The organism is Streptomyces sp. NPDC058371 (assembly GCF_042723265.1).
Taxonomy (GTDB): domain Bacteria; phylum Actinomycetota; class Actinomycetes; order Streptomycetales; family Streptomycetaceae; genus Streptomyces.
This window is the reverse complement of the sequence record NZ_JBHXJC010000008.1, coordinates 304,228-326,600: the sequence shown is the minus strand read 5'-3', so window position 1 is coordinate 326,600 and position 22,373 is coordinate 304,228. Positions and strand designations below refer to the sequence as shown.

Here is a 22,373-nt window from a genome sequence, read left to right as displayed (position 1 = left end):
CCTGTTCCCGACCGAAAGCTTCGTAGTGACCGCCACTGACCGTTCGATCGAGCTCATCACCACTGCCGCGCAGGCGGCCGCCGACAAGCTCGCGCACGACATCATCGCCTACGACGTCAGCGACGTGCTGTCGATCACGGACGCCTTCCTGCTGGCCTCCGCGCCCAACGACCGCCAGGTCAAGTCGATCGTCGACGAGATCGAGGAGCGGCTGAACAAGGAGCTCGGCGCCAAGCCCGTACGCCGCGAGGGCGACCGGGAGGCCCGCTGGGTTCTCCTCGACTACATCGACATCGTGGTGCACGTCCAGCACAGCGAGGAGCGTGTCTTCTACGCCCTGGAGCGGCTCTGGAAGGACTGCCCGGAGCTGGAGCTGCCCGCCGACGCCAAGGCCACGCGCGGCAAGGCCCAGGAGCACGTCAAGCTGCAGGCCGAGGAGGACTCCGCCGAACTCGGGGAACTGCGGTGAGCGCCCCCTCGCGTGCCGACGCCGGCAAGAAGGGCCGGGGCCGCCGCGTCATCCTGTGGCGGCACGGCCAGACGTCCTGGAACGTGGAGCGCCGCTTCCAGGGCACCACGGACGTCGAGCTCACCGAGACCGGTGTCGGCCAGGCGAACCGCGCTGCCCGGCTGCTCGCCTCCCTGAGGCCGGACGCGATCGTCGCCTCCGACCTCAAGCGGGCCGCCGACACGGCCGCCGAGCTGGCCGTGCTCACCGGTCTCGAGGTGACGCACGACGAGGGCCTGCGCGAGACCTACGCGGGCGTCTGGCAGGGGCTCACGCACGACGAGATCATCGCCCGGTACGGCGAGGAGTACACGGCCTGGAAACGCGGTGAGCCGATCCGCCGAGGCGGCGGCGAACTGGAGAGCGAGGTCGCCGACCGCGCCGCTCCCGTGGTGCTGCGGCACGCCGACAAACTGCCCGAGGACGGCACCCTCGTGGTGGTCAGCCACGGCGGCACCATCCGCACGACCATCGGGCGTCTTCTCGGCCTGGAATCGCAGCACTGGGAGAGCCTCGGCGGGCTCTCCAACTGCTGCTGGTCGGTCCTCGGCCAGGGCGCGCGGGGCTGGCGGCTGCTGGAGCACAACGCCGGCACGTTGCCCGAGCCCGTGCTCGGTGACGACGACTGAGCACCCCTCCCGCGATGCTCGTGAGGGGCCGGGACCCGGATTTCACTTTCCGGCAGGTCACCGGTTAAAGTTCTTCTTGTTCGCCCGCCGAGCGGGAAGAACGCAAGGGGCTATAGCTCAGTTGGTAGAGCGCCTGCATGGCATGCAGGAGGTCAGGAGTTCAATTCTCCTTAGCTCCACAGATCAACTCTCTTGAGTTGTCAAAGATCAGCACTGATCAGTGATGAAGATCCCGTTCCCGTCAGGGAGCGGGATTTTTCGTGTGCCGGCCCGCATCGCCGGCTACCGCCCCGCGCCTCGTCGCTCCGTCCCAGGAGAGCCTCAGGAGGTCCGGGCCCACAGTGCCTTGACGTCCACGGCGTCCATGACATCCACGGCGTCCATGACATCCGAGGGCGGCCACAGCGGCTCGCGGCCCTTCCGCAGCATGGCGACCCTCTCCCTCGCCACCTCGTCGTCCGGGGAGTACGCCACGATCCGGCACTCCGGCATCCCGTCGACGGACAGGGACACCGAGGTCATGCGCATCTCGCCCACCGCCGGATGCCGGAACGTCTTCACGCGCGGCCCCAGCGGTATGACCTCTCCGCTGGCCCACAGCTCGGCGAAGTACGGACTCCTGGCGGACAGCTTGCGTATGAAGTCCTCCCAGGCCGGCTCGCCCACGTGTCTCCCGTACGCGGAGCGCAGCGTGGCCACCATCACCGGCAGCTCCCGGTCCCGGTACACCAAGGGGCAGGTCTCCTCGGACACCGCGAACAGTGTCCACAGCACGTTCGGCACGCCGATCAGCGCCGTCGCCGGGACCATGAACAGGTCGCGGTAGGCGGGATTGGTGGCGAGGATGTCGAACCGCGAGTTGTAGACCACCGCCGGATGCGGGTCGAGGGCGTCGATGATGTTCTGGATCTCCGCGCCCACCGTCTGGGCGAGGCTCTCCGGCCCGGACTCGTAGGGCACCTCCGCCAGGTGGTACAGATGCTCGCGCTCCGTCTGGTCCAGGCGCAGCGTGCGGGCCACGGCGTCCAGCACCTGGGGCGACGCGTTGATCGGGCGGCCCTGCTCCAGCCACGTGTACCAGGTGACGCCGACGCCCGAGAGCTGGGCGACCTCCTCGCGGCGCAGCCCCGGCGTGCGGCGCCGGAATCCCGCTGGCATTCCCACGTCGGCCGGTGTCACCCGGGCCCGCCGTGTGCGCAGAAAAGCGGCCAGCTCGGGCCTGCGACGCTGTGTCGTGACCATCGTCCTCACATCCCCCGTGTCCATACTTCGTGCCGGACCCGTCCGCTGCCAGGTGCTGTCAGTACCAGCATCGGTGGGCTCTCGTTACCCGTATGCGGTCGCCGTCAGTCTCGGAACATGACGACGACAACCCCCGTAGGCCCTGGTCCGCAAGCAGGTCCAAGTCCTGCGTCCAGTAAAGACCCTGGCACTGACAATCGGCCGGGCCGACTGCTCGCGGTGGTGCTCACGGCCCAGTTCATGGCGATGCTCGACGTCATCATCGTGAACGTGGCCATGCCCACGATCGGTTCCGAACTCCATGCGTCCGGCGCCGGTCTGCAGCTGGTGGTCGCCGGATACTCCATCGCGTACGCCGTCCTGCTGATCACCGGCGCGCGCCTCGGCGACCTGCTCGGTCACCGCCGCGTCCACCTCGCCGGGCTGGCATTGTTCACGGTCGCCTCGCTGGCGTGCGGACTCGCCCAGGGGACGGGCGAGTTGATCGCCTTCCGAGTGGTCCAGGGCGCCGGCTCGGCACTGATGATCCCGCAGGTGCTCAGCCTGATCCAGCGCACCTTCGTGGGCGAGGCACGGGCACGAGCGCTCGGCGCGTACGCGGCGGTCATCGCCTCCGGCGCCGCGGCCGGCCAGGTGCTGGGCGGGATGCTCGTCAGCGCCGACCTGTTCGGCACCGGCTGGCGTCCGGTGTTCCTCGTGAACGTGCCCGTGGGCCTCGTCCTGCTGGCCGTCGGCAGCCGGGTGCTGCCGCGTGACGCAGCGCGGGCGCCGGAACGCTCGCGCGGCCTCGACCTGCCGGGCCTGGTGCTGCTGGCCGCCGCCGTCTCACTGTTCACGGTGCCGCTCGTGCTCGGTCAGGAGGAGGACTGGCCGCTGTGGTCGTGGCTGTCGCTCGCCGTGTCCGTGATCTGCTTCGCCCTGTTCTGCGCGTACGAGTACCGGCTCGCGCGGCGCGGCGGGGCGCCGCTGATCGCGCCCAGGGTGCTGCGTCACCCCGGCATCGGCGTCGCGATCTTCCGGATCGCGGCCGTCATGGCGGTCAACGGCGGCTTCCTGTTCGCGGTCACCCTGCACATTCAGGGCGGCCTCGGCTACACCGCCCTGCACGCGGGCCTGACCTTCACGCCGACGGCGGTGGCCTTCGGGCTGGTGGGTCTGACGTGGCGATCCTGGCCCGATATGTGGCAACGGGCTCTGATTCCCGTCGGGTTCGCGATCGCCGCGGCCTCCGTGGCGGGCGTAGGGTGGGTGCTGCGGGACGGCGGCAACGGCGGTCTTCGGCTGTACGTGGCGTTCGCCGGCGTGGGCGTGGGTCTCGCGCTCAGCTTCAGTCCGACGCTCACCAGGGCCCTGGCCACGGTGCGGCCCGAGGACGCGGCGGACGCCAGCGGACTGCTCGCGACGGTCACCCAGCTCGGCCAGCTGATCGGTGTCGCGGCCTTCGGCACCCTCTTCTTGAACCGGCTTGAGTCACTTGGGGCTCCCGGGGCGTATACATCTGCGGAGGCGCTCCTCGCGTGCATGTACGCGCTGGCCGCGACGGCCACCCTGGGTGCCGTGTCCGGACTGGTACGCAGGCGTCGCTGACCGTATTGGCCCGGCCGTGGCAGAATCAAACGGCCGGAAGGGGGCGCGGCCCGACGGGAGGAGTAGCGATGCCTGCGAGCATCCTCGGGGAGACCGACCATCTCCTCGAAGCGGCAGTGATACGGAAGAAAGCCACCTCCCTCGACTGCCCTTCCTGCGGCTCGGCCCATGTCGCCCAAGTGCTCGGTGACAACGGGGGGATCTCCTACGTGTGCACGGCCTGCGGCCACAGCTGGAGCTGATCGATGGGTGCACACAGGCGGAAGTGCGATTGGTGCGGCAGTGGCACACCGATCGTCCGCGACATGGAACCGCTCAACCACGACTACCAGTACTGGTGCGAGGAGTGCGCGCGGGCGCTGATCATAAAGGGCGACCCGATCGAGACCTATCGGGAGCTGGAGGGCGAGCCGATCTACGGACGGCTCCTCGATGAGCACTGCACTCTGAAGCGGTTCTATTCGTTCGCGACAGCCTGAAGGTGCTGGATCCGGCACGCCCGCACGCTGGCGGCCGTCAGGATCAGAAAGACGCAACCGGCTCCTCCGTAGAGGGCCGACAACGTCAACTCGGCGCCGTTCTGGTGCAGTTCGAGTCGGCCCGGTCCGTGCGGCACCCACCACAGCGCGTACGAGCAGAAGACCAGTCCAGTACTCACTGCTGCCGATCGGTTGCGCGTCGCGACGACCAGCACCATGGGCACGCACCAGACCCAGTGGTGCGACCACGACACCGGACTGACCAGCAGAGCCGTCACCGCGCAGGCGGCCGTGGCCCACGACCGCAGCCCGCGCAGCTCCGCGGTGACCGCGACGGCGAGCCCCGCCGCCCCCGTCAGGGTCGCGGCGGCGACCCACCAGGGACCCGGCTCGGGGGAGTGCAGCAGCCGGGCCAGCACTCCTCGCAGCGACTGGTTCCCGGTGTCCTCGACGAGACCCACCCGCCCCGTCTCGAACACCATGCGGCACCAGAAACGCCGTGAGTCGTACGGCAGGACGGCCGCCGCCAGCAGCGTCGCACCGGCGAAGGCGGCGGTCGCCCCGCGCGCGTGCCGCAGCCACGGCCCTGCGCAGAGCTGCCTCTTGTGCGCCACCACGCCGGTGACCAGCAGGAACACCGCGAAGAGCGCGGGCGTGAGTTTGATCGCCGCGGCGAGGCCGATGCCGAGCCCGGCCCACCGGTGTCCGGGTCTGCGGGTGAGGTCCCACAGCACCAGTACGGCGATCAGCAGATTGATCTGTCCGTACCGCAGCGTCGTCCACACCGGCTCGCACCACACGGCCGCCGCCGCGACCCACCAGACGCTCTCCACGCGCGCGTGCCCGACGAGCCGGAGCGCGAGAGCCACGAACACCACAAGGAGAGCGAGGTTTCCCGCCGTCGCCAGCGTGCGCAGGACCCCGATGTCCAGCAGCGTCAGAGGAGTGAACAGCAGGGCCGCGAACGGGGGGTAGGTCGTGGGGAGGTGGGCCTCGGTCGTGCGCAGCGCGTAGAGGTCGCCGCCCGCGAGGACCGTCCGGCCCTCCGCGCGGTACACCATCAGGTCGATCATCGACACGTGCGCGGCCCGCTGGGCCAGCCAGAACGCCGCGAAGGACAGCAGGCACGCCCCCAGAGCGACGGGCGCACGGCGGCGGTCACGGGGGAGTGCGATCACGGTCACGAAGGCTGACACTATCCGTCGTATCCGTACAGAACGGAAACGATTTGGTGGACCACCCGGGAGACCGTGTAATGTTGGCGTCGCCGCCGGGGAGACCCGGGCAACACGGTCGATATGCGGCTTAGCCGCATGACCACAAGGGGCTATAGCTCAGTTGGTAGAGCGCCTGCATGGCATGCAGGAGGTCAGGAGTTCAATTCTCCTTAGCTCCACACAAGTTGAAGGCGGGCCACCCGATCAGGGTGGCCCGCCTTCGTCGTACTCAGCGACCGCTGCCCAGTGCGCGCCGGCCGCGCCCCTGGGAGCCGCGTCCCTGCGAGAGGACGGGCAGGTTGTCGCGGGTCGGCGTGGAGGGCCTCTCCTCCTCGAGGCGCAGGGCGAGCGCCGGGCAGCGTCGTACCGCACGCAGCGCCTTGGCCTCCGCGTACCGGGGAACCTGCGCCTGCGCGACGGTGGGGAAGCCGTCGGCGCCCAGCTCGAAGACCTCCGGGAGGATGTCGGCGCACAGGCCGTGGCCGCGGCACAGGGTCCAGTCGACGTAGATCTTCTGGCGGCTGGGACCGGCCTCCAGCTGGCCCTGGCCGCCCGGGATGCCCGTCGGGAGCTGGCCGCCCTCGAAGAGCGGCAGTACGCCCTCCACGGGCCGTCCGCAGCCGTTGCCGAGGACGTGGGCGGCGAGGTCGTCCGTGAACGCCTTGAGCGTCGACTCGATGAACATCGCCGAGCCGTCCGGGTGCGAGCACGCGCCGCGCCGCTTCACGGACTTGGCGACCTGCTTGACCGCCTCCAGGGCGGCCGGGCCGCCGCCGTTGAGGATGTCCTCCAGACCGCGGGCCGCGGCGGGCAGACCGAGATAGCAGGGACCGCACTGTCCCGCGCTCTCCTCCGCCAGCCACTGCGCCACCCGCAGGGACTCGCCGAGCGGGCACGTCTGCTGGCTGATCGGCAGGATCGCGCCGGCTCCGAGCGAACCGCCCACCGCGTCCAGGGAGTTGCGCGAGACGATCGCCTCGTTGAGCGCCGCGGCGTCCAGCCACTTGCCGTGGTACCCGCCGGTCAGCACGCCCTGGGGGAGCGGCGGGGCGCCGGCGAGCTGGAGCACGTACCGCAGCGGCACTCCCGTCGGGACCTCGATCACCATGGGACGGGCGACCGCCCCGGAGACGGTGAGCATGACGGTCCCGGGCTCGTCGTACAGACCGGTGTTGCGGTAACGCTCGGGGCCGATGCGGGCGGCGATGGCCAGCTGGGCGAACGTCTCGGCGTTCGACAGCAGTGTGGGCGCGCCGCCGACGCCGCTCTGCGAGGCGCTGATCTTGCGGCCCGGCGGGATGGCCGGGCCGCCGTCGATGGAGCGGATCAGCGAGGCGGCCGCTCCGGTGACCATCCGTACGGGATTGCGCTGCACGCGCGCGCGGAGTGCCGATCCGCGCCGGTTGCTCAGTCCGCGTTCGGCCAGGGCCGCTTCCATCGAGGCCTGGGTGGACGCCCGGGTGACGCCGATGACCAGGGTGCGGGCCCCCATGGCCTCCGCGGCCAGCAGGGCGCCGTCCAGGATGAGGTGCGGGGCACGGTTGATGAGCACCGTGTCCTTGCGGCAGGCGGGTTCGTCCTCGCTTCCGTTGACGACCACCACCGGGCGGATGCCCTTCTTGATGGCCGACTCCGCCACGGAGCGCAGTTTCTTGGCGAAGGGGAAGCCCGCGCCGCCGCGGCCCTTCAGGGAGATCGCTTCGGCGAGGCTCGCGAGCTGCTCGCCCCCCAAGGGTTCGAGCGGTCCGTGGACCTTGAGGTGCATCGGCAGATCGAGTCGTTCAACCAGGTCGAAACCCGACGTGAGCTGCGGAAGTCCGACGACGCGGACTTCCGGGACGTCGGGTAGGGCCTCGTTCACTTAAAAGCCTCCGGAAGGGGCGTTCCATGGTTCACCGGAGCCAGGAGCTTCGAAGGCGCCCGGCCGTACTTCAGTCGTGGGACCGCTGTCGTACGTGTCATTGCTGTTGTACGTGCCGGAGAGGGGGTTCGTCTCACCGGTGTCGTACACATCACCTGGCGCGTATCCGGCACCTGACTGGTCGCCGTAGACGGGGATGTTGTATCCCGTGTCGTTGAGCGGGTCGTACGCCGAGCGGGGTGCCTCGCCGACCGGCGGCGGGGAGGGGATGGGCCAGCTGCCCGAGGTGCTGCCGCTCTCGTAGCGCGGCATGGTCTCCGTCGGCTGGATGTCCAGGGGGGTCTGGATGCGCTCGGTGGGATCCGTCAGCGGGTCCCCGGTGGGCGAGCTGCCGCCCACGGCCCGGTAGGCGGCGGCGAAACCACCGCTCCGCCCGCCGTCCATGATGGTGGCCTGAAGCGGGTTGTCGTACAGCGACTGCGAGGCGGACGGCATGCGCTGCGGGGGCACGTACGTGTCCTCCGGGGACTGCTGCGCGGAGCGCCCGCCGAAGCCCGGGCGCCGGGAGTCCGCGTCGGCACGGGGTGCCTCCCGCTCCTCACGGGGCAGGCGGGCGCCGGGGCCACTGCCCTCGCCGAGGATCGCCAGGATCCGGTCGGCGACCTTCCGCTTGAACGGGCCGGAGGCCGAGCGCAGCGCCAGCGCGGCCATCACGGCGACCAGGCAGAGGCTGTAGAGCACGGTGACGTACGTCTTCGCGGGGCGTCCCGCGTACAGGCCGTGCACCAGGGCCGAGCACCAGGCCGGATACGCCAGCATGTGCACGGCACGCCAGCGCGCGGCGACCGGGGCGGGGGACGCGAAGGCGCCGCGCAGCGCACCGGTGACGGCCGTGAAGATCATGAGCAGCCCGGCCAGCGAGCCGAAGCCGATGAGGCCGTTGGTGCCGGTGACGCCCAGTCCGAAGGGGACCAGCGCCGCGAGCAGCGTGGTGTGGTCCAGCGCCACCTTGACCGAGATGTGCAGCAGGAGGAAGGCGACCGAGGAGACGGCGGTCGTCCGGTGCACGGCCTGGGCCACCAGGCGCTGGCGCGTGTTCAGGAACAGCCGGTCGGTGGCGACCAGTCCCCACACGACCGAGCACGTGAGGGCGACGAGTGACAGCACGCCGGCGCCGAAGTTGAGGAAGTCCCTGACTTCGTCACCTCCGACGAGCACGATCACGGGTATGAGAAGCAGAACGACAACCGACGCCGCCCCATAGGCCGATCGGCCCGGCTGGGGGAGCGAGCTGTTCCTGCGACGAGGGTTCATGGGGGGTACTCCCAAACGGTTCGGGGAAGCGGTCCCGAAGCCGCACTCTAAGTCGAGCCATACCGAGAGGTACGAGGTTTGAGTTATTGCGTTGTTATCAAAGGGCTGTCTGATCTTTGTGTTGCCCCTTAGAGCCCGTTACGCGAAGTAATATCTGAACTTTGTTCAGCTTTTTTGTGACGAAGTCGTGGTGGCACGCAGTGCCGAACGGTGGCCCGGAAGCTCGTCGCGGGGCGTGCGGCCCCTGCGGTACCCTGACGCCATGCGTGCCGTACGCCTTCTGCTTAGCGAGCCGCGCTGATCAGTCCCGGCCACCGTGAATCCGTGGCCGGAATCGGCGCGGCGTCCCCTCCTGTGTGAGGGGTTTTTTCATTTCCCAAGCCGCTGGCAGAGACGATCGATGGAGCTTTGAGGATCATGAGCGAGACGAATGCCTCCCCCGCTGCCGACAGCGCGGGCGGTACCCCCTCCGCCTCCGAGGTGGCGGCGCCGCACCGCTACACGGCGGCGATGGCAGCGGAGATCGAGGCGCGCTGGCAGGACTTCTGGGACTCCGAGGGCACCTACGAGGCGCCCAACCCGATCGGTGACCTGGCCGGCGATCCCGCTCTGGTGGCCAAGCCCAAGAAGTTCATCATGGACATGTTCCCGTACCCCTCGGGTACGGGCCTGCACGTCGGTCATCCCCTGGGCTACATCGCCACCGATGTATCCGCCCGGTACCAGCGCATGACGGGTCACAACGTCCTGCACACCCTGGGCTTCGACGCCTTCGGACTGCCCGCCGAGCAGCATGCCGTGTCCACGGGCGAGCACCCTCGGATCACCACCGAGGCGGCCATCAAGAACATGAAGTCCCAGCTGCGTCGGCTGGGCCTGGGCCACGACAAGCGCCGGTCCTTCGCGACGATCGACCCGGACTACTACAAGTGGACCCAGTGGATCTTCCTGCAGATCTTCAACTCCTGGTACGACGCCGAGGCGGACAAGGCCCGCCCGATCGCCGAGCTGGTCGCCCAGTTCGAGAGCGGCGAGCGCGCCGTACCGGCCGTTGACGGCTCCCCGCGCGCGTGGAGCGAGCTGAGCGCCGCGGAGCGCGCCGACGTCCTGGGCGACCACCGCCTGGCGTACGCCTCCGACGCGCCCGTCAACTGGTGCCCCGGCCTGGGCACCGTACTGGCCAACGAGGAAGTCACCGCCGACGGCCGGTCCGAGCGCGGCAACTTCCCGGTCTTCAAGGCCAAGCTGCGCCAGTGGAACATGCGGATCACCGCGTACGCCGACCGGCTGCTGGCCGATCTGGATGCCCTGGACTGGCCCGAGGCCATCAAGCTGCAGCAGCGCAACTGGATCGGCCGCTCCGAGGGCGCTCGCGTCAGCTTCCCGGTCGACGGCGACGCGATCACGGTCTTCACCACCCGCCAGGACACCCTGTTCGGCGCCACTTACATGGTGCTGGCTCCCGAGCACCCGCTGGTCGAGAAGATCATCCCGGCGGCCTGGCCCGAGGGCACCCACGAGGTCTGGACCGGCGGCCACGCGACGCCCGCCGAGGGCGTGGCCGCGTACCGCGCGCAGGCCGCCTCGAAGTCCGACGTCGAGCGGCAGGCCGAGGCCAAGGACAAGACCGGCGTCTTCACCGGCGCGTACGCGACCAATCCGGTCAGCGGCGAGCAGGTCCCGGTCTTCATCGCCGACTACGTACTGATGGGCTACGGCACCGGCGCGATCATGGCGGTCCCGGCGCACGACAGCCGCGACTTCGCCTTCGCGCGCGCCTTCGAGCTGCCGATGCGCTGCGTCGTCGAGCCCTCGGACGACCGCGGCACCGACCCCTCGACGTGGGACGACGCCTTCGCCTCGTACGACGCGAAGATCGTCAACTCGGCGAGTGACGAGGTCTCCCTGGACGGCCTGGGCGTCGACGAGGCCAAGGCGCGCATCACCGAGTGGCTGGCCCGCAAGGGCATCGGCGAGGGCACGGTCAACTTCCGGCTGCGCGACTGGCTGTTCAGCCGCCAGCGCTACTGGGGCGAGCCCTTCCCGATCGTCTACGACGAGGACGGCATCGCCCACCCGCTGCCCGAGTCGATGCTGCCCCTGGAGCTGCCGGAGGTCGAGGACTACTCGCCGCGCACCTTCGACCCGGACGACGCCGACACGTCCCCGGAGACGCCGCTGTCGCGCAACGAGGACTGGGTCGCCGTCACCCTGGACCTGGGCGACGGCCGTGGCCCCCAGAAGTACCGCCGCGAGACCAACACGATGCCCAACTGGGCGGGTTCCTGCTGGTACGAGCTGCGCTACCTGGACCCGCACAACGACCAGAAGCTGGTCGACCCCGAGATCGAGCGGTACTGGATGGGCCCGCGCGAGGGCCAGCCGCACGGCGGTGTCGACCTGTACGTCGGCGGCGCCGAGCACGCCGTGCTGCACCTGCTGTACGCGCGCTTCTGGTCGAAGGTCCTGTTCGACCTGGGGCACGTGTCCTCGGTTGAGCCGTTCCACAAGCTGTACAACCAGGGCATGATCCAGGCCTTCGTGTACCGCGACAGCCGTGGCATCGCGGTGCCCGCCGCCGAGGTGGAGGAGCGCGACGGCGCGTACTACTACCAGGGTGAGAAGGTCTCCCGGCTGCTGGGCAAGATGGGCAAGTCCCTGAAGAACGCGGTGACTCCGGACGAGATCTGCGCCGAGTACGGTGCGGACACCCTGCGCCTGTACGAGATGGCGATGGGTCCCCTGGACGTGTCGCGGCCGTGGGACACGCGCGCGGTGGTGGGCCAGTACCGGCTGCTGCAGCGGCTGTGGCGCAATGTCGTCGACGAGACGACCGGTGCCCTGACGGTGGTCGACACCGAGCCGGACGAGGCCACACTGCGGGCGCTGCACAAGGCGATCGACGGCGTGCGCCAGGACCTGGAGGGACTGCGCTTCAACACCGCCATCGCCAAGGTCACCGAGCTGAACAACCACCTGACCAAGGCGGGCGGCCCGGTCGCGCGCACGGTGGCCGAGTCCCTGGTGCTGCTGGTCGCGCCGCTGGCTCCGCACATCGCCGAGGAGCTGTGGCGCCGGCTGGGACACACCGACTCGGTCGTCCACCGGGACTTCCCGGTCGCCGATCCCGCGTACGTCGTGGACGAGGCCGTGACCTGCGTCGTGCAGATCAAGGGCAAGGTCAAGGCGCGCCTGGAGGTCTCTCCGTCCATCTCCGACGACGAGCTGGAGAAGGTGGCGCTGGCCGACGAGAAGGTCGTCGCCGCGCTGGGCGGCGCCGGGATCCGCAAGGTGATCGTGCGGGCGCCGAAGCTGGTGAACATCGTTCCGGCGTAGCGCTGTGCGCCGGGCCGGGCGCCGGTTCACGCCGGTAGGACGGTGAGTCCGGCACGGCACGGTTGCTCGGGGTAGTCCCCTACGGGCAGGTTCGGGGTTTTTCTGGAACTCCGAACCTGCCCGTTGCGTTTACCGTGGAAGAGCCGCGGCAGCTCGCCGCGCCCGGCCGGAGGAGGAGCGTGTGGACGCCGTGATCGCAGTGATGGCCCTGCTCTTCCTGCTCTTCGTGACCCTGGGGGTGTACGCCACGGTGAAGGTGATCGGCGCGGCCAAGCGCGGTGTGGACCGCACCATCTCGCAGGCGCGCCGGACGGTCGAGGACACCACCCTGCGGGCCAGGACCTTCGCCCAGCCCGGCCCGACCGGCGAGCTGGCCCAGCTCCGGCTGAAGCTGCGCACGTCGATGCGAGCCACCCAGGACGCACTGCACGCGGGCGTGCCGGAGGACGAGTCCCTCAAGGAGTCGCTGAGCCTGTTCGAGCGGCTCAGCGTGCACGGCCACGAACTCGACGACGAACTCAAGCGCCTGGAGACCGAGCCCGACCGGAGCACCCTCGCCTCGCGGCTGCCCGGCCTGCGCGAGCGTACCGAGCGCATCACGCAGTCGGCGGACTCGCTGCGCTGGGCCGCTCGCGACCGTGCCCGCCGATTCGCGGACGACGAGCTCGACTCACTCAGCGCACAGATAGACGTGGAAGCGGGCGCCCTGCGGCACTGGACGACGACGGAGCCGGTGGCCACCCCGTCCTGGCCCGAAGCGCCGGCCTCCGAAGCCGCCGGCGGGCAGACCTGGCCGGAGAAGTCCGAGGCCCGTACGGCCGAGGAGCCGAGCCGCCCCGCCATCACCCCGCCGAGCCCCCGGCCCGTCTACGGTTGGCAGAAGAAGCCCCGCCCCGAGAGCACGACTTGATCCGGCCGCTCCGGCCGCAGGTGAGAGGGGCCGGGCTGCCGCTCACCCGCCCCGACAGGTAACCTCCAGCTCATGTCCCGCCATGTCGCTATCGTCACCGATTCAACGGCCTACCTGCCGCCGCGGACGATGGAGCGCCACGGCATCACGGCGGTGCCGTTGACCGTGGTCCTCGGCGACCAGGCGCTCGAAGAGGGCACCGAGATCTCGGCCCGTTCCCTCGCTCAGGCGCTGCAGAAGCGACGGTCCGTCACCACGTCCCGGCCCAGCCCCGAGGTCTTCGCCCAGACCTATCGCAAGGTCGCCGAGTCGGGCGCCGAGGGCATCGTCTCCCTTCACCTTTCCGCGGAGTTCTCGGGCACCTACGACGCGGCCGTTCTCGCCGCGCGCGAGGCGCCCGTACCGGTCCGGGTGGTGGACACCGGGATGGTCGCGATGGCACTCGGCTTCTGCGCGCTGGCCGCGGCCGAGTCCGCGGAGGCGGGCGGCACGATCGACGACGCGGTGACGGCCGCCGAGAAGCGGGCCGCGGGGACCTCCGCCTACTTCTACGTCGACACCCTCGACTATCTGCGCCGGGGTGGCCGGATCGGTGCCGCGCAGGCGCTGCTGGGGTCCGCCCTGGCCGTGAAGCCGCTGCTTCAGCTGGACGGCGGCCGTATCGAACTCCTGGAGAAGGTGCGGACGGCGTCCAAGGCGATCGCCCGCCTGGAGGAGATCGTGGCCGATCGCGCCGGCAGCGCGCAGGTCGACATCGCTGTCCACCATCTCGCCGCTCCCGAGCGGGCGTCGGCCCTCGCGGACCGGCTGCGGGTGAGGGTTCCGGGTCTCGCGGACCTGCATGTGAGTGAGGTCGGCGCGGTGATCGGGGCGCATACGGGTCCGGGACTGCTGGGAGCGGTTGTCTCTCCTCGGTGAAACGGGTTGATCGTCCCCGTACTGGTGAGGCTTGCTGTCCCTGCTTCGGTGAGGCTGGGAAGGCCTACCGGGGGTGCTGTGACGTGTGTGACTCGCGTGGGTGACTGAGTTATCCACAACCAGGCGGTAATCCCCGGGAATTGAGCAAGATCATCGCGAGGGCGGTGGATTGCCCCATCCTCGCCGCATGGCACTTCGATCACCGTCACGCACAGCCGCCGCGACGAGCGGCCCGGGCCGCGGTCCCGTCTCCGACGGGCGCACCCGCCATCGTCATGACCGTTTCCGCAGCCGCGCCGGACGCCGCCGCCAGGCCTCGGCCGAAGCGCTGCGCCGACGCGCGGAGGCGCTGTTCGCCGAACGCATCAAAGAACGGCCCGAGTTGGGGAACGGACCACCGGGGGTGGACCGGGATGGGGAGGATCCGAGAGGGGCTACCGGTACGGGCTGGGGTGCGGTCGATGTGGGGCGACCGGTCGGTGCTGATTCCGGTGGTGCGGGCCCGGGCCCGGGTGCGGGTGCGGCCGGCGACCGTGGCCGTGGCGGTCGTGCTCGTGCTGGGCTTGGGGGCGGTGGAAGCGCGCTGGTGGCGGAGGGACTGGCCGCTGCGGGAGTGCGTGGCATCGACCACGGGCTCGGGCGGGGGCTTGGGGACAGAGGTCCTGTCAGGGCCACGGAACTTGGCGGCGCCGCCGCCCGGGGAGGCGCGGGACACGAGCTCGAACCGCCGCTCGCGGATGCGGACACCCGAGTCGGCATTACCGTCGGCATTCCCGCCGGCGAGGCAGGGCGGCGCCATGGCCTGCGCGTGGGCACGGCACCCGATGACGACGGCGTTTTGGGAAGGGCGCCGGGGACGTGGCGCGAGCGGGCCGGACTCGCGGTGCGGGAGCGGATGCCGCTGTGGGTGCAGTCGCGGTGCGGGCTGGAGCGCCGAAGCGTGGCCGCGCTCACTGTCCTGCTCGTCGTGGCCGCGGTCTTCGCCGTGCAGCACTTCTGGGCCGGCCGTACCCAGCCGGTGCGGGCACCCGAAGTGGTGCGGACGTCGACTCCGTACGGCGGACAGGGCGAGCGAGCGGCCGCGGGGCCGGGCCCTTCGGGGGATACGTCAGTGTCGGCGGGCGCGACCGGGGCCGCGATCGTCGTGGACGTCAGCGGCAAGGTCCGCAACCCGGGGATCCAGCGGCTGCCGGCCGGTTCGCGGGTGGCGGACGCCCTACGGGCGGCGGGCGGAGTGCGTCCGGGCACGAGCACCGAGGGACTCAACCGTGCCCGCCTCCTCGTGGACGGTGAACAGGTGGTCGTCGGCGGCCCCGCACCCGCGGCCGGCCCCGGCGTCGCGGGGAGTTCAGGCAGTGCAGGGTCCGCCGCCGGAGCCGCTCCCGCAGCGCCGGTCTCGCTGAACTCGGCCACACCGGACCAGCTGGACGCGTTGCCCGGCGTCGGCCCCGTCCTGGCCCAGCGCATCCTCGACTACCGCACCCAGCACGGCGGTTTCCGTTCGGTGGACGAGCTCCGTGAGGTCAACGGCATCGGCGATCGCCGTTTCGCGGATCTGCGGAATCTCGTACGGCCATGAACGCGCCGGAGAGCAGGGGGACTCGCACCGCAGGAGCCGGGGCTCCTGACCGCCAGGCCGTGCACGTGGCTTCCGGCAGACGGCTCGGCGCGGCGAATCCTCGCCAGGAAGGGCCGACCGACCTCCGGTTGGTCCCGCCCGCTCTGGCGGCCTGGGCGACGGCGGCGTTGACGGTGGACGCCTCCGCGGGGTGGGTCACGGGCGTGGCAGTCGGCTGCCTGGTCGTGGCGGGCGGGCTGTTGGCGGTGCGCCGCAGGCGGGCGGGAGGACCGGGGCGTGCCGCGTGGCCGCGGGTCTCCGTCGCCGCCGTGCTGCTCTGCGTGGCCGCGGCCGCCATGTCCGCCGGGGTGCACGGAGCGGACCTGCGCCGGGGCCCGGTCCCCGCTCTGGCGCGCCAGTACGCGCACGTGACCGCCGACGTGGAGGTCACCTCGGATCCACGGCTCACCCGCCCCCGCATCAGGGGAGATCACGCGGTTCCCGCTGCCGTGCTGATGGACGCGGAGGTGCGACGGCTGAGGAAGTCGGACGGGACGGTTGTGGCGACCCGTACGCCGGTGCTCGTGATCGTCGACGCGAGTGCGCTCAAGGAGCTGAGCGGGCCGGGGCGTTCGCCGTGGCTGGAGCTGCTGCCTTCCACACGCGTGCGGGTGTCCGCGCAGCTCGTCCCCGCGCTGACCGGCGGGGACCGGGTCGCGGGCGTCCTGCGGGTCAGGGGCGGTGCGCCGCCCGAGGTGGTGGGCGAGCCGTCGGGGGCGCAGCGGTTCGCGGGGCGACTGCGTGGGGGTTTGCGGGAGGCGACGGAGGGGCTGGCCCCGGACGCGCGGGCGCTGCTTCCAGGACTGGTGGTGGGGGACACCTCGCGAGTGACGCCCGAGCTGGACGCCGCGTTCAAGGAGACCGACCTCGCGCATCTGCTCGCGGTCAGCGGAGGCAACCTCGCGATTCTGCTCGTCCTGTTCATCGGACCACCCGGACTGTCCCAGCGCGCCGAGCGGCGCGGTCTCGCGGCCCGGCTCGGCATCTCGTTGCGGGCGACCGCGCTGCTCGGCGGTGTGCTGACGCTCGGCTTCGTGATCGTGTGCCGACCGGACCCGAGTGTCCTGCGGGCCGCGGCCTGCGGGGCGATCGTGCTGCTCGCCATCGCGACGGGCCGTCGCCGATCCCTGATTCCCGCGCTGGCCACCGCAGTCCTGGTGCTGGTGCTCTACGACCCCTGGCTGGCGCGGAGTTACGGCTTCCTTCTCTCCGTGCTGGCGACCGGGGCCCTGCTCACCGTTGCGCCACGGTGGAGCGCCGCGCTCCGGCGGCACGGGGTCCCGCCGCGGATGGCCGAGGCACTCGCGGCCGCGGCCGCCGCGCAGGCCCTGTGCGCACCGGTCGTCGCCGTACTGTCGGCCCGGGTGAGCCTGGTCGCGGTGCCGTGCAATCTGCTCGCGGAGTTCGCTGTCGCGCCGGCCACGGTGCTGGGCTTCGCCGCCCTGGCGGCGGCGCCGTTGGCGATGCCGGTCGCCAAAGCCCTGGCATGGTGCGCGAGTTGGCCGGTCGGCTGGATCGCGGACATCGCCCGTACCGGCGCGGCGCTGCCCGGCGGGGGAGTGGACTGGCCGGGCAGCTGGACGGGTGCCTTGTTGCTGGCCCTGGTGACGGCGGTCGTCGTGCTCGTGGGCCGACGGGTGGTGAGGTACCCGTGGTTGTGCGGCACGTGTGTCGTGGTGTTTCTGTTGGTCGTGGTGCAGCCTCCCCCGTTGGCCAGGGTGATCACGGGCTGGCCACCGCCCGGTTGGCGGTTCGCGATGTGCGACGTCGGACAGGGCGACGCGACTGTGCTCGCTGCAGGTGACGGTACGGGGGTGGTGGTGGACGCGGGGCCCGACCCGGTGCTGGTGGACCGGTGCCTGAGCGCGCTCGGTATCACCCGGATTCCGCTCGTCGTGCTGACGCACTTCCACGCCGACCATGTGGCGGGACTGCCGGGTGTACTGCGTGGGCGTTCGGTGGGCGCGATTGAGACGACGGGCCTGGAGGAACCGCCGGAGCAGGCGGAGTTCGTGCGGGCCCAGGCCGCCGCGCGGAACATTCCGGTGACCCGGGCCCAGGCGGGGGAGCGGCGGCGCACGGGAACCCTCGACTGGCGGGTGCTGTGGCCGGCGCCGGGCCCGGTGCCGACGCCGGACGGTCCGAACGACGCCAGCGTCGCCCTGCTCGTACGGTCGGCCGGGCTGTCCCTGCTCCTGCTCGGCGACCTGGAACCGCCCGCCCAACAGGCGCTGTTGAGATCACCTGCCGCGGCGGAGCTGGGCACGGTGGACGTACTCAAGGTCGCTCACCACGGATCGGCGTACCAGGATCCGGAACTCATACGCCGGGTGGCTCCACGGCTCGCGCTGATTTCCTGCGGCGAGGACAACCCGTACGGTCACCCGGCTCCGAGCACGGTTGCGGCGCTGAAGGCCGGGGGAGCCGTGGTGATGCGCACGGACGAGGACGGGGCGATCGCGGTCGCCGGTGCGGGGGGAGGTCTTCGGGTGGCGGCGAACTGAGGCGGGGGTGGCGGGGGTGGGCAGGTAGCGCGTGTGGCTGGGGATGGGACTCGCGTTGCGGGCGGTGAAGACCAGAGCAGTCGGCGGGCGGGAGACTGGGGGGATGAACTCCGCACAGGTTGACGCCTACCTCCGTCGTATCGGGGTCGAGCACCCCGCGTGGCCCACCACCGATGTCCTGCGTGAGCTTCATCTCCAACATCTGCGGACCGTGCCGTTCGAGAATCTGTCGATTCACCTCGGGGACGAGGTCATGCTGGAGGAGAAGCGGCTGCTGGACAAGGTGGTGGGCGCCCGCAGGGGCGGCTTCTGCTACGAACTGAACGGGGCGTTCGGTGCGTTGCTGGTAGCCCTGGGCTTCGGTGTGACGCTGCTGGCAGCCCGGGTGTACGGGGAGGAGGGGCGGCTCGGGATTCCGTACGACCATCTCGCCCTGCGGGTGCGGACGGTGGACGGCGGTGACTGGCTGGCCGACGTCGGGTTCGGGGCGCACAGTCACTGGCCGTTGGCCTTCGGGGAGAGGGGTGAGCAGGTGGACCCGGGGGGCACGTTCCGGGTGATCGAGGCGGGTGATCCGAGCGGGAGCGGCTTCTCGGAGTACGGGGACCTCGATGTGCTGCGGAACGGGAAGCCCGAGTACCGGCTGGAGGCGCGGGGGCGACTGCTCGGGGACTTCGCCGCGGGTGCCTGGTGGCACAGCACGTCTCCGACGTCGCACTTCACGCAGTCGCTGGTGTGTTCGCGGGTCACAGAGGACGGCGGGAGGATCACGCTGAGCGGCCGCAGCCTCACGGTGACTTCGCCCGACGGGGCGAAGAATGTGTCGGAGCTGGGCACGGACGAGGAGGTGCTGGGGGCGTATCGGGAGCGGTTCGGGGTCGTATTGGACCGGGTTCCGGTGGTGCGGGGAGCTTGAGGCGGTGGTGACGGCGGTCATCTGTGAGCGTCCCTTGGGTGCTGGGTGCTGGGTGCTGGGTGCGGGGTGCGGGGAGTCTTGGCGGGCGGGGCCACCCTGTCGTCGGCCGTGCCGGGCGTAGCGGAAAATGTCTCCGTGAGTGATGTGAGACATGTGCTGGTACTGCCCGACCGCTCTGCAGCCGAGGAGGCGGTGGAGGCGCTCGGGGAGCGGTTCGGACTGGCCGAGGAACCGCGGCTCGTACGGGATGCGCTGGCCGGCGAGGACGATGCCGAGGACGCGCAGTGGCTGGTCGTACTGCTGGACACCGAGAAGCGGCTCGACCCCAGGGAACTGGACGAGTTCGCGGGCGAGTGGGACGGCTGGCGCGAGGAGCCGTAGGGGGTGCGGAGAGCTGTGGGCGGGCCCGGGGAGCTGTGGGGCCGGCGCCGTCTGGGGCGCCGGTGCCCTGTCCGGGGAGACGGTTTCGCTTCGGGCGCCGGTGCCCTGTCCTGGGGGACGGTTTCGTTTCGGGCGCCGGTGCCCTGTCCTGGGGGACGGTTTCGTTTCGGGCGCCGGTGTCGTGTCCTGAGGGCCGACCTCGTTTCGGGTACCGCTGCCCTGGCCTGGGAGCCGACCCTGCCGGGGGCACCGGCGCCCGTCCTGGAGCCGACCCCGTTTCGGGCGCCGGTGCCCCGTCCCGAGAACCGACCCCGTTTCGGGCACTGGCGGACCCGCGTCCCGGTCCGGGAGTCTCGCGCAGGCGTACACCGGCCCGGGGTGCCCCGTACCCCGGCGCCCCGGTACGTGGTGCCCCGTACCCGGCGCCCTGTACGCGGTACCCGGTGCGCCCCCGTCTCCGGCCGAATCTGCCGCTGGGAGCCGGGCTGTCAGTGACGCGTGGGATGCTTGGCGCGATGGCCAGGAAGAGTGCACAAGACGACCCGCTCGCCCCCGTGACGATTGCCGTGGGCCAGGAGGATCTGCTGCTCGACCGTGCCGTGCGGGAGGTGGTGACCGCTGCCCGGGCCGCCGACGCCGACACGGATGTACGGGACCTGACTCCGGACAAGTTGCAGCCGGGCACGCTGGCCGAGCTGACGAGCCCGTCGCTCTTCGCCGAGCGCAAGGTGGTGGTCGTACGTGACGCGCAGGACCTGTCGGCGGACACGATCAAGGATGTGAAGGACTACTTCGGGGCGCCTGCCGAGGAGATCACCCTGGTGCTGTTGCACGCGGGTGGGGCCAAGGGCAAGGGGCTGCTCGATGCCGCGCGCAAGGTGGGGGCGCGGGAGGTGGCGTGCCCCAAGATGACGAAGCCGGCGGACCGACTGGCGTTTGTGCGGGGTGAGTTCCGGACGCTGGGGAGGTCGGCCACCCCCGAGGCGTGCCAGGCGCTCGTGGACTCGATCGGGAGCGATCTGCGGGAGCTGGCGTCCGCGGTGTCCCAGCTGACGGCGGATGTCGAGGGGACGATCGACGAGGCCGTGGTCGGGCGGTACTACACCGGGCGGGCCGAGGCGTCGAGCTTCACCGTGGCCGACCGGGCGGTGGAGGGTCGGGCCGCGGAGGCGTTGGAGGCGTTGCGGTGGTCCCTGTCGACCGGGGTGGCGCCGGTGTTGATCACGAGTGCGCTGGCGCAGGGTGTGCGGGCCATTGGCAAGTTGTCCTCCGCGCGTGGGGGGCGGCCCGCCGATCTCGCACGTGAACTGGGGATGCCTCCCTGGAAGATCGACCGGGTCCGGCAGCAGATGCGGGGGTGGACTCCGGACGGGGTCGCTGTCGCTCTGCGGGCCGTTGCCGATGCCGATGCCGGCGTCAAGGGCGGTGGAGATGATCCCGAGTACGCCCTGGAGAAGGCGGTCGTCGCGATCGCTCGGGCCGCGAGGTCCGGACGGGGCTAGGGTTTTCGCCCTGGTGCCGGCTGACAGTTCTTCGCCCCCGCCGCCCTCGCCCTCCCCTGCTCTCGGCTTCGCTCGAGCGGGGGTACCCCATCGTGTCCCTGGGGTTCCGCCCCAGACCCCGTATCGCGCTGACGCGCTCGTCCTCGAACGCCGGACGGGCTGAAGTTGCGGCCCGGCTGCGAGACCTCAGGGGCGCGAGGAACTGCGCGACCAGCCCCAACCCACCCGCACCCGAGGACAACCCGCCGCACGAATACCCGCCGCACGAATACCCGCCTCACGAATACCCGCCTCACGGACAGCCCGCCTCACGAGCACCCGCCTCGCGAACGAACAACCCACGCATGATCAAACGCGCCTCACGAACACCCCCCTCACGAACAACGCACCGCACGCCAAAAGCCCCGTCCCCCTCCTGGGGAAGGAGGGAGGCGGGGCTTCGGATGAAAAGGGTGGGTCCGTGCCCGCGTGGCGAACGCAGGTCGTGCACGGATCCGGGGGTGTCGGTCGGGAGCGGGTGAGAGGGACCGCTTGATCCCGTCCGACGGTCAAGTCAGGGCGTGAGCCCGAAGGGGCTCAGCCGACTCAGCCCTTGAGGCCGGCGACCTTCGAAGCAAGCGCCGACTTCTTGTTGGCGGCCTGGTTCTTGTGGATGACGCCCTTCGAGACAGCCTTGTCGAGCTTGCGCGAAGCGTCGCGCGTGTACTCGGTGGCCTTCTCGACGTCACCCGCGGCAGCGGCCTCGCGGGCCTTGCGGATCGCAGTCTTGAGAGAGGACTTCACGGCCTTGTTGCGCAGCCGAGCCTTCTCGTTGGTCTTGATCCGCTTGATCTGGGACTTGATGTTCGCCACGAATGAGCCTTTTCAGGTTCAGGCACGCGAGGGCAAGCCGCACGCGCCGGTGATTGATCTTCGAGTGACCCGCCGGTGAACCGACGAAGTCGTTGCCCCTCCGGTCACCCGGTGAGGCCGATGCCCCGCTGGTCTCCCGGCGGAGCCGACGCTCCTCCGGTGACCCGGGGAAGCCGTGTGCCTCCTGCAGAGAGGGCATGAGACACAGCCACCCAGGCTACCAGTCGACGTCCGACCGGCCCAATCCGGTCCCCGCCCCCTGCCGACCCCCTCGAACCAGCCTCCCGAAGGCCCGTGCCCCGCCACCGCCCACCGCCCCGCCGCACGCGGGTGCCCGCCCACCGCCCCGCGGCACGCGGGCCCCCGCACCAGCCTCCGTCCCCGCAGCCGCACGCAGGTCCCCACGCCGGCCTCCGCCCCACAGCCCGCGCCCCGCAGCCCGCAGCAACTCCCGCCCCCGCACCGATCCCCCCCCCGAAGCCGCCCCCCAAGCCCATGCCCCCCAAGCCCGCCCCGGCCCCCGCGCCCCCGCCCAAGACCGCTCGTCCACCCCCCGGCCCCCGCCGCCGAAGCCCAAACCGGTCGCAGTGCCCCGCCCG

Annotated in this window: 18 protein-coding genes and 2 tRNA genes; 15 read left to right on the top strand and 5 right to left on the bottom strand. The window is 71.0% G+C overall.

The features are described from left to right. Positions 1 to 25 precede the first annotated feature (25 nt). The 3 genes from rsfS (at position 26) to ACFWM2_RS24485 (ending at position 1,316) form a co-directional block, all read left to right on the top strand. A complete protein-coding gene (gene rsfS, locus ACFWM2_RS24495) occupies positions 26 to 469 on the top strand; it encodes a ribosome silencing factor (protein WP_383283662.1) in 444 nt (147 codons plus the stop codon). Beyond that, a complete protein-coding gene (locus ACFWM2_RS24490) occupies positions 466 to 1,137 on the top strand; it encodes a histidine phosphatase family protein (protein ID WP_383283660.1) in 672 nt (223 codons plus the stop codon). Before rsfS ends, ACFWM2_RS24490 begins: the two co-directional genes overlap by 4 nt. A gap of 106 nt (positions 1,138 to 1,243) precedes the next feature. Continuing rightward, positions 1,244 to 1,316 (top strand) — tRNA-Ala (locus ACFWM2_RS24485). A gap of 142 nt (positions 1,317 to 1,458) precedes the next feature. Here the strand turns inward: ACFWM2_RS24485 and ACFWM2_RS24480 are convergent. Further along, positions 1,459 to 2,379, bottom strand: a complete 921-nt coding sequence (locus ACFWM2_RS24480) for a helix-turn-helix transcriptional regulator (RefSeq protein WP_383283657.1) — start codon at positions 2,377 to 2,379, stop codon at positions 1,459 to 1,461. 222 nt (positions 2,380 to 2,601) lie between these two features. On the opposite strand from ACFWM2_RS24480, the gene ACFWM2_RS24475 reads away from it, so the two are divergent. From ACFWM2_RS24475 to ACFWM2_RS24465, 3 genes are all read left to right on the top strand, one after another. Next, entirely contained in the window at positions 2,602 to 3,966 is a 1,365-nt protein-coding gene (locus tag ACFWM2_RS24475; RefSeq protein WP_383283752.1) for an MFS transporter, read from the top strand. Between the two features lie 68 nt (positions 3,967 to 4,034). Continuing rightward, positions 4,035 to 4,208, top strand: coding sequence for a hypothetical protein (locus ACFWM2_RS24470; RefSeq protein WP_383283655.1), 174 nt, complete (start codon positions 4,035 to 4,037; stop codon positions 4,206 to 4,208). 3 nt (positions 4,209 to 4,211) lie between these two features. Further along, positions 4,212 to 4,445, top strand: coding sequence for a hypothetical protein (locus tag ACFWM2_RS24465; RefSeq protein WP_121403099.1), 234 nt, complete (start codon positions 4,212 to 4,214; stop codon positions 4,443 to 4,445). On the opposite strand, the gene ACFWM2_RS24460 is transcribed toward ACFWM2_RS24465, so the two are convergent. Continuing rightward, positions 4,424 to 5,629 carry a glycosyltransferase 87 family protein gene (locus ACFWM2_RS24460; protein WP_383283651.1) on the bottom strand — a complete coding sequence of 402 codons (1,206 nt, stop codon included), beginning with the start codon at positions 5,627 to 5,629 and terminating at the stop codon, positions 4,424 to 4,426. The genes ACFWM2_RS24465 and ACFWM2_RS24460 overlap by 22 nt on opposite strands. A 139-nt stretch (positions 5,630 to 5,768) precedes the next feature. Between ACFWM2_RS24460 and ACFWM2_RS24455 the strand changes: the two genes are divergently transcribed. Next, positions 5,769 to 5,841 (top strand) — tRNA-Ala (locus tag ACFWM2_RS24455). Positions 5,842 to 5,891: 50 nt separating this feature from the next. Here the strand turns inward: ACFWM2_RS24455 and ACFWM2_RS24450 are convergent. Both ACFWM2_RS24450 and ACFWM2_RS24445 read right to left on the bottom strand, forming a co-directional pair. Beyond that, complete coding sequence (locus ACFWM2_RS24450) at positions 5,892 to 7,523, bottom strand: NADH-ubiquinone oxidoreductase-F iron-sulfur binding region domain-containing protein (protein ID WP_383283648.1); 1,632 nt, start codon at positions 7,521 to 7,523, stop codon at positions 5,892 to 5,894. Next, the gene (locus tag ACFWM2_RS24445; RefSeq protein ID WP_383283645.1) at positions 7,524 to 8,837 is read right to left on the bottom strand and encodes a cytochrome b/b6 domain-containing protein; all 1,314 of its coding nucleotides are present in this window, start codon (positions 8,835 to 8,837) and stop codon (positions 7,524 to 7,526) included. Positions 8,838 to 9,254: 417 nt separating this feature from the next. Between ACFWM2_RS24445 and leuS the strand changes: the two genes are divergently transcribed. From leuS to holA, 8 genes are all read left to right on the top strand, one after another. Next, positions 9,255 to 12,173 carry a leucine--tRNA ligase gene (leuS, locus tag ACFWM2_RS24440; RefSeq protein ID WP_383283642.1) on the top strand — a complete coding sequence of 973 codons (2,919 nt, stop codon included), beginning with the start codon at positions 9,255 to 9,257 and terminating at the stop codon, positions 12,171 to 12,173. A 181-nt stretch (positions 12,174 to 12,354) separates the two neighbouring features. Then, the gene (locus tag ACFWM2_RS24435; protein WP_383283639.1) at positions 12,355 to 13,083 is read left to right on the top strand and encodes a hypothetical protein; all 729 of its coding nucleotides are present in this window, start codon (positions 12,355 to 12,357) and stop codon (positions 13,081 to 13,083) included. 72 nt (positions 13,084 to 13,155) lie between these two features. Then, positions 13,156 to 14,001 (top strand): DegV family protein, encoded by an 846-nt coding sequence (locus ACFWM2_RS24430; RefSeq protein ID WP_383283637.1) that lies wholly within the window; start codon positions 13,156 to 13,158, stop codon positions 13,999 to 14,001. Between the two features lie 463 nt (positions 14,002 to 14,464). Beyond that, positions 14,465 to 15,580, top strand: coding sequence for a helix-hairpin-helix domain-containing protein (locus ACFWM2_RS24425; protein WP_383283749.1), 1,116 nt, complete (start codon positions 14,465 to 14,467; stop codon positions 15,578 to 15,580). Then, the gene (locus ACFWM2_RS24420) at positions 15,577 to 18,123 is read left to right on the top strand and encodes a ComEC/Rec2 family competence protein (protein ID WP_383283634.1); all 2,547 of its coding nucleotides are present in this window, start codon (positions 15,577 to 15,579) and stop codon (positions 18,121 to 18,123) included. The genes ACFWM2_RS24425 and ACFWM2_RS24420 overlap by 4 nt, the downstream gene beginning before the upstream one ends. Before the next feature lie 103 nt (positions 18,124 to 18,226). Beyond that, entirely contained in the window at positions 18,227 to 19,039 is an 813-nt protein-coding gene (locus ACFWM2_RS24415) for an arylamine N-acetyltransferase (RefSeq protein ID WP_383283632.1), read from the top strand. 135 nt (positions 19,040 to 19,174) lie between these two features. Further along, entirely contained in the window at positions 19,175 to 19,420 is a 246-nt protein-coding gene (locus ACFWM2_RS24410) for a hypothetical protein (protein ID WP_383283629.1), read from the top strand. Between the two features lie 515 nt (positions 19,421 to 19,935). Beyond that, positions 19,936 to 20,922 carry a DNA polymerase III subunit delta gene (holA, locus tag ACFWM2_RS24405; RefSeq protein ID WP_383283627.1) on the top strand — a complete coding sequence of 329 codons (987 nt, stop codon included), beginning with the start codon at positions 19,936 to 19,938 and terminating at the stop codon, positions 20,920 to 20,922. A gap of 585 nt (positions 20,923 to 21,507) precedes the next feature. Here the strand turns inward: holA and rpsT are convergent. Next, positions 21,508 to 21,774 (bottom strand): 30S ribosomal protein S20, encoded by a 267-nt coding sequence (gene rpsT / locus ACFWM2_RS24400; protein WP_383283624.1) that lies wholly within the window; start codon positions 21,772 to 21,774, stop codon positions 21,508 to 21,510. Positions 21,775 to 22,373 lie beyond the last annotated feature (599 nt).

Bases quoted from the DNA above. Each gene is read 5' to 3' on its own strand.
- ACFWM2_RS24480 (WP_383283657.1), bottom strand. From the start codon at position 2,379: ATGGTCACGACACAGCGTCGCAGGCCCGAGCTGGCCGCTTTTCTGCGC.
- ACFWM2_RS24470 (WP_383283655.1), top strand. From the start codon at position 4,035: ATGCCTGCGAGCATCCTCGGGGAGACCGACCATCTCCTCGAAGCGGCA.
- ACFWM2_RS24465 (WP_121403099.1), top strand. From the start codon at position 4,212: ATGGGTGCACACAGGCGGAAGTGCGATTGGTGCGGCAGTGGCACACCG.
- ACFWM2_RS24445 (WP_383283645.1), bottom strand. From the start codon at position 8,837: ATGAACCCTCGTCGCAGGAACAGCTCGCTCCCCCAGCCGGGCCGATCG.
- leuS (WP_383283642.1), top strand. From the start codon at position 9,255: ATGAGCGAGACGAATGCCTCCCCCGCTGCCGACAGCGCGGGCGGTACC.
- ACFWM2_RS24430 (WP_383283637.1), top strand. From the start codon at position 13,156: ATGTCCCGCCATGTCGCTATCGTCACCGATTCAACGGCCTACCTGCCG.
- ACFWM2_RS24420 (WP_383283634.1), top strand. From the start codon at position 15,577: ATGAACGCGCCGGAGAGCAGGGGGACTCGCACCGCAGGAGCCGGGGCT.
- ACFWM2_RS24415 (WP_383283632.1), top strand. From the start codon at position 18,227: ATGAACTCCGCACAGGTTGACGCCTACCTCCGTCGTATCGGGGTCGAG.
- holA (WP_383283627.1), top strand. From the start codon at position 19,936: ATGGCCAGGAAGAGTGCACAAGACGACCCGCTCGCCCCCGTGACGATT.